This is a genomic window from Arthrobacter sp. 05N425 (assembly GCF_056397125.1).
This window is the reverse complement of the sequence record NZ_JBFTMU010000008.1, coordinates 100,249-106,845: the sequence shown is the minus strand read 5'-3', so window position 1 is coordinate 106,845 and position 6,597 is coordinate 100,249. Positions and strand designations below refer to the sequence as shown.

At 68.6% G+C, this 6,597-nt stretch carries 5 protein-coding genes; 1 reads left to right on the top strand and 4 read right to left on the bottom strand.

What is annotated here, in order from left to right; all coding sequences use genetic code 11:
• Positions 1-77: 77 nt before the first annotated feature.
• The 4 genes from infB to AC1DGE_RS12455 form a co-directional block, all read right to left on the bottom strand.
• Positions 78-2,954, bottom strand: a complete 2,877-nt coding sequence (gene infB / locus AC1DGE_RS12470; RefSeq protein WP_441419359.1) for a translation initiation factor IF-2 — start codon at positions 2,952-2,954, stop codon at positions 78-80.
• Between the two features lie 152 nt (positions 2,955-3,106).
• A complete protein-coding gene (locus AC1DGE_RS12465; RefSeq protein ID WP_476917543.1) occupies positions 3,107-3,448 on the bottom strand; it encodes a YlxR family protein in 342 nt (113 codons plus the stop codon).
• A 206-nt stretch (positions 3,449-3,654) separates the two neighbouring features.
• A complete protein-coding gene (nusA, locus tag AC1DGE_RS12460) occupies positions 3,655-4,635 on the bottom strand; it encodes a transcription termination factor NusA (RefSeq protein ID WP_175323181.1) in 981 nt (326 codons plus the stop codon).
• The gene (locus AC1DGE_RS12455; RefSeq protein ID WP_441419357.1) at positions 4,635-5,249 is read right to left on the bottom strand and encodes a ribosome maturation factor RimP; all 615 of its coding nucleotides are present in this window, start codon (positions 5,247-5,249) and stop codon (positions 4,635-4,637) included. The genes nusA and AC1DGE_RS12455 overlap by 1 nt, the downstream gene beginning before the upstream one ends.
• Before the next feature lie 105 nt (positions 5,250-5,354).
• Here AC1DGE_RS12455 and AC1DGE_RS12450 point away from each other — a divergent pair, with 105 nt between their 5' ends.
• A complete protein-coding gene (locus tag AC1DGE_RS12450; protein WP_476917542.1) occupies positions 5,355-6,473 on the top strand; it encodes a ferritin-like domain-containing protein in 1,119 nt (372 codons plus the stop codon).
• The last annotated feature ends 124 nt before the right edge of the window (positions 6,474-6,597 follow it).

The window sequence follows — 6,597 nt, the reverse complement described above, 5'->3', positions numbered from 1 at the left end:
GCGCAGGGGCGGGGCCGCCGGAAAGAATCCAACGGCCCCGCACCTGTTACTGCTGACTCGCCATCAGGCGGACCGACTTAGACGCGCGGCTTTTCGCGCATCTCGAAGGTCTCGATGATGTCACCTTCGTTGATGTCGTTGTACGAGCCAAGGCCGATACCACACTCGAAGTCCGTGCGGACCTCGGTTGCGTCGTCCTTGAAGCGCTTGAGCGTCTCAACGGTGAGGTTGTCGCCGATGATCTTGCCGTCGCGGGTGATGCGGGCCTTCGCGTTGCGCCGGATGACACCGGAGCGGACGATCGAGCCTGCAATGTTGCCGAACTTGGAAGAACGGAACACTTCGCGGACCTCGGCGGTACCAAGCTGGACCTCTTCGTACTCCGGCTTGAGCATGCCCTTGAGGGCTGCTTCGATGTCATCGATTGCTGCGTAGATGACGGAGTAGAAGCGCATGTCCACGCCTTCGCGGTCTGCCAGTTCGGCAACACGCTCGGCGGGCTTGACGTTGAAGCCGATGATGACGGCGGAGTCGACCGTTGCCAGGTTGACGTCGTTCTGCGTGATCGCACCGACACCGCGGTGGATAACGCGGAGCTGGACACCTTCGCCGACATCGATCTTGAGCAGCGCGTCTTCGAGGGCTTCAACCGCACCGGACACGTCACCCTTGAGGATGAGGTTGAGGGTGTCGATCTTGCCTTCGGCGACGGCCTGGTCGAAGTCTTCCAGGCTGATGCGCTTGCGGCGCTTGGCCAGGGCGGCGTTGCGGTCTGCGGCTTCACGCTTCTCGGCGATCTGGCGGGCGGTGCGCTCGTCAGCGGTCACGAAGAAGGTGTCACCGGCGCGCGGGACGTTGGACAGACCCAGCACCTGAACGGGGCGGGACGGGCCGGCCTCGGTCAGCGCGCTGCCGTCGTCGTCGAACATGGCGCGGACGCGGCCGTGGGCCGTGCCTGCCACGATCGTGTCGCCGACGTGCAGCGTGCCGGACTGGACCAGGACGGTAGCGACCGCACCGCGGCCCTTGTCCAGGTTGGCTTCGATCGCGATACCGCGGGCGTCCTTGTTCGGGTTGGCGCGCATGTCGAGGGCGGCGTCCGCGGTGAGCAGGACTGCCTCGAGCAGCTCGTCGATGTTGAGGTTCTGGCGGGCAGAGACCTCAACGAACATGGTGTCACCACCGTACTCTTCCGGAACCAGGCCGTACTCGGTCAGCTGGCCGCGGACCTTTTCCGGGTTGGCGCCTTCCTTGTCGATCTTGTTCACGGCCACGACGATCGGCACGTTGGCCGCCTGGGCGTGGTTGAGCGCTTCGATGGTCTGCGGCATAACGCCGTCGTCCGCTGCCACCACGAGGATGGCAATATCGGTGACCTTCGCACCACGGGCACGCATGGCGGTGAACGCCTCGTGGCCCGGAGTATCGATGAAGGTGATCTTGCGATCGGTGCCCTCGTGGTTGTGCGTGACCTGGTACGCACCGATGTGCTGCGTGATGCCGCCGTGCTCGCCCGCCATAACGTCGGACTTGCGGATGGCATCGAGCAGCCGGGTCTTACCGTGGTCAACGTGGCCCATGACGGTAACTACCGGCGGACGAGCCTCAAGCTCCTCGTCGCCTTCGGCTTCCAGCTCCGCTTCGAAGTCAATGTCGAAGCCGGAGAGCAGCTCGCGCTCCTCGTCCTCCGGCGAGACGACCTGGAGCTTGTAGCCAAGCTCCTCGCCCAGCAGGGCAAAGGTTTCCTCGTCCAGCGACTGCGTGGCCGTGGCCATTTCGCCGAGGTGGAACAGGACCGTCACCAGTGCGGCCGGGTTTGCCTCGATCTTGTCGGCGAAGTCCGTGATGGACGAGCCGCGGCGGAGCCGGACAATGGTGTTGCCGTCGCCGCGGGGTACGCTCACGCCACCCAGCGAGGGGGCACTCATCTGCTCGAGTTCCTGGCGCTTGGCACGCTTCGACTTGCGCTGCTTGCCGCGGCCTGCACCGCCCTTGCCGAAGGCACCCTGGGTGCCACCGCGACCGCGGCCACCCTTGCCGAAGCCACCGCCGGCCGGAGCGCCGCCGCCGGCACCGGGAGCACCGGTTCCGGGAGCGCCACCCGGGCGGCCCGGACCACGGCCGCCGCCGCCGGGACGGCCGGCACCAGCGGGTGCGGGACGTTCGGTGCGGTTAGGCATCATGCCGGGAGTCGGACGGTTTCCGCCGGCTCCGGGACGGGCGCCGGGAGCGCCGGCCGGACGCGGAGCGCCCGGACGTGCACCGGCAGCGCCGGCCGGACGGGGTGCGCCCGGACGGGGACCACCAGCGCCTGCTGCGGGACGGGGGCCGCCGGGGCGTTCGCCCTCGGTGCGGCTTCCGCCCGGACGCGGCATGCCTTGGGAAGGAGCGAACGGGTTATTGCCCGGACGGGAGGTGCGTTCGTTGTCGCCGCCGCGGCCGCGGGGCATGCCCTGGGACGTGGCGAACGGGTTGTTGCCGGGACGGGGTCCGCCCGGACGCGGCGCCGAGCCGCCCTGGCGTGCCGGAGCAGCCGGGGTTTCGGCCTTCGGTGCCGGACGTGCGCCGGGCTTGGCGCCGGAGGACGGAGCCGCCGGGGCCTCGGCAGCCGGAGCGGCGGCGGGTGCCGCTGCTGCGGGCGCCTCGGCCGGAGCAGAGGGAGCCGACGGAGCCGGGGCTTCAGTCTTGGTTTCGGCGGCCTTCGGCGCGGCCGGAGCCGGCGCGGGCGCCGGTCGTGTCGCTGCGGGGCTGGCCTTGGGGGCGGACGCGGGCGCTTCGGACTTCGGAGCGGCAGGCGCGTCGGGGTAGGCGTTGCGGAGTTTCCGCACAACGGGGGCCTCAATGGTGGAAGAGGCGGAGCGAACGAATTCGCCCAGTTCCTGCAGTTTGGTTACTGCATCTTTGGAAGTAATACCGAGCTCTTTTGCAAGCTCATGTACGCGGACCTTGGCCACATTTCTCCTGTCTCGGTCCGCACCGAGCCAGGCACGAACCGTCTACTTCTTACTGCGGGCCTCCGCCGCGATTGCAGCTGAAAGGCCCATTGCAGAGCGCAACAAAGTTGTCATCGTTGCGCACTCATCGCTGGGAACTCATCGGGTTTCCATCAGTTTTCTGACCCGCTTTCAGGTTGGACGGTTGTTGCTGCGGCCACCGGGGTGTCCACTGCTTGCGTGCCTGCCGTGATCCGGCGTTCGACGTCGGCGGTTCCGGCAGCGCCATTGAGGGCGCGTCCGAACGCTCGACGTTTGACCGCCAGTGCCAGGCACTTTTCGCTGGGGTGCAGCCATGCACCCCGGCCAGCCATCCGGCGTCGTTCATCCACCACGACAGCGGATGAACCGCTGGCATCGGCGACGAGCCGGACTAACTCCGACCGCAGACCCTTCTTCCGGCATCCGATGCAGGTGCGCTGCGGCTGATTCCCGAGGTGTTGCACTTCTGCCACTACGAGTATCTTCCTGCCAGTACGCATCTGCCGGCCCCCGGCTCCCGGTCGGAAAACCGGTCGCGTCGAAGGCACGCGGACACCGGCCGTTAGGCGCGGTCATGTCTATTCTAGCCCCTCCGGCCCCCGTCGCCCGAAACGGGGGCTACGCGGGAACCCCGGAGGGGCCACGGGCGCGGGTGCCGCGGGACGGCCCCGGTCCGGTGCTATTTGTCGCGGTTCTCCGCGGCGTCGGAGACGATGTCGATCCGCCATCCGGTGAGCTTGGCGGCCAGGCGTGCATTCTGGCCTTCCTTGCCGATGGCCAGGGAGAGCTGGTAGTCCGGGACGACCACGCGGGCGGACCGGGTGGCCTCATCCGTGATGGTGACCGAATTCACCCGTGACGGCGAGAGCGCGCTGGCGATGAACGAGGCGGGATCGTCGCTGTAGTCGACGATGTCGATCTTTTCGTCGTTCAGTTCAGTCATCACGGCCCGGACGCGCGAACCCATTTCGCCGATGCAGGCACCCTTGGCGTTGATGCCGGGGGTGTTGGCCTTCACCGCGATCTTGGTGCGGTGGCCGGCCTCGCGGGCCAGCGCGACGATCTCGACCGAGCGGTCCGCGATCTCCGGGACTTCCAGCTCGAACAACTTCCGGACCAGCCCGGGGTGGGACCGGGACAGCGTGATCGAGGGGCCCTTGGTACCGCGGTGCACGTCGATCACGAAAGCGCGGAGCCGGTTGCCATGGGTGTACTTCTCGCCTGGAACCTGCTCGGGCGGCGGCAGCAGCGCCTCCACCGTTCCGAGGTTGACCTGGATCATGTGCGGGTTGTTGCCCTGCTGGATGGTGCCCGCGACGAGTTCGCCCTCGCGGCCCTTGAACTGGCCCAGCACGTTGTCGTCCTCGGCGTCGCGAAGGCGCTGCAGGATGATCTGCCGCGCGGTGCTCGCCGCGATGCGGCCGAAGCCGGCCGGGGTGTCCTCGAACTCGCCGATCGGCGCGCCGTCGTCGTCGATTTCGGTGGCCCAGATCGTCACGTGGCCGCTCTTGCGGTCCAGCTCTGCACGGGCCTTCTCGAAGGCCCCCGGGGTCTTGTGGTAGGCCACCAGCAGTGCCTGCTCGATGGTCGGAATCAGGAGATCCAGCGGGATTTCGCGCTCACGCTCCAGGAGTCTCAGTGCGCTCATGTCAATATCCATTAGGCCTCCTCGGAAGGTCCATTGTCGTTCTCCAGACCGGCCTCTTCGAGGTGGCTGAACTCTATCTCGACTTTTCCACTACGGATCCTGTCGAAAGGAAGTTTGACGGGTTCGCCCTGCTTGGGCTTCATCCCCTTTTTGACGGCCAGCTCCGGAACCAAGGTCACGCCGCCGTCGTCGACGGACTGGATGCGGCCGGTGACGTTGTCGCCCTGGATCACGTTGACCGTGACGAGCCGTCCGCGGGCGCGGTACCAGTGCCGTTCCTCGGTGAGCGGCCGCCCGACGCCGGGCGAGGAGACCTCAAGGTCGTAGGGGCGCGAGTCGGTGCTCGGATCGTTGTCCAGGATGTCCGAGAGGGTCTTCGAAATCTCGGCGATGACGTCAAGACTGACGCCGCCGGTCTCCTCCTGCGGCAGGTCCACCACCACGTGGACCACCCGGTTGGCGCCGGCAATGTGGATGGAAACGTCCTCCAGGTACAGCCGGTTTGCCAGGACTGCAGGCTCGAGGAGCGCGTACAGGCGCTCGGCCTCCAGATTGTGAGCGGGTGCGGCTTCAGCCTTCCCCGTCCCGGTCCGGTCTGTCGAAGTCGTGGCTTCTGCGTTGGTCATGATGCCGCCCGCCTCCCGCTAGATGATGTTGTGTCTACTAGCGTAGCGATATTCCCGGCGACGTGGTGCACCCACTTCCCGGCCGGCATGACAACATGGTCTGTTGTGAAAGACGACAGCAGGGAAGAACGACGGCGGCTCCGGGCTCCCCGGCACCTTCCCCGGCTGGCCCTCCTCGTCTGCCTCGCCCTCGTGGTGGTGAGCCTGGGTATCGCGTTTAGGCCCGGAAATCCGCCGAAACCACCGGAACCGCCCTTCTCGGAGCAGGCGCGCGCCGCCGCCCTGGCCGATACCCTGCAGTTGCGGACCGCCGGCGAGCAGCTCGGCGCCGCCCCCACCGGCACCGGACGCCCCGCCGCGCCGGCTGCCGCCCGGGCCGCCCTCACGCGGACTGTGAGTTTGCTGACAACCCAGGCCCGCGCACTGCTGCGCCCAGGTCAGGCGCCGGCTGCCGCGCCGGCAACGGCGGCTACTTCTGCGGCGGCTTCTGCAGTCCCCGCCGACGCCGCCAGGCTCGCCGCGGACCTCGCAAAGAGCGGACGGCAGCGGCTCAGCGATGCAGCCGCGGCCGACGGCGGGATGGCCCGGCTGCTGGCTGCTGTCGGGACCGCTCAGCTGCTTCAGTCCTCCGCCCTCGCCGCCGCGGCCGGCGCCCCCGACCCTGCTGGCTCGGTGCCCGCCCCGGGGGCGGCCGCACTGGAAGCGGCCCCCGCCGGATCCTGCTCCGCTGCGACGGCGTCGCCTTCGGCCGCGCCCGCCAGCAGCCCCGGAGCCGCAACCGGGAACGCCGGGCTGCCGGGCGCCCTGGCAGCCCTGGTCAGCACCGAGCTGGAGACCGTTTACGGCTACCAGGTGGCACTGACCCGCTTGAACGGTGCAGCGGCCAGGTCGGCCGCCGATCAGCTCGCGCGGCACGAAGCGCTGGTCTCCGGGGCGGAATCCCTGAGCCGATCGCAGTGTGCCCCAATCCCTCCACGGGAACCCGGCTACGCCCTGGACCCGTCGTTCCTGGCTTCCCCGGGGCCCGGACTGGCCGCGCTGGAGGCCGCCACGTTGCCCGCCTACGGGGACCTCGTGGCCCTCAGCGACGGCGAGACCCGAAAGTGGGCCGTCGCGGGGCTGCTGGGCGCTGCGCGCCGCGCCGCCCTCTGGGGCGCGGACCCGGGAGCGGTGCCGGGGCTGGGCGCGGATCCGGCGTCGTTCCCCTCCCTGCCCGCGGGCTGAGGCTGGCCGCGGACGTGTCCGCGTCAAGGCGTCCCGGGCCGGTTCTCCCCCGGACGACCAAGGTCCTGCTTACCTTGCTTAGCCTTCCAATACTGGCCCGCGGCGCCAGCTGATGATTTGCTGT

Excerpts from the sequence above, each read along its gene's own strand:
- nusA (WP_175323181.1), bottom strand. The coding sequence starts at position 4,635 with ATGGATATTGACATGAGCGCACTGAGACTCCTGGAGCGTGAGCGCGAA.
- AC1DGE_RS12455 (WP_441419357.1), bottom strand. The coding sequence starts at position 5,249 with ATGACCAACGCAGAAGCCACGACTTCGACAGACCGGACCGGGACGGGG.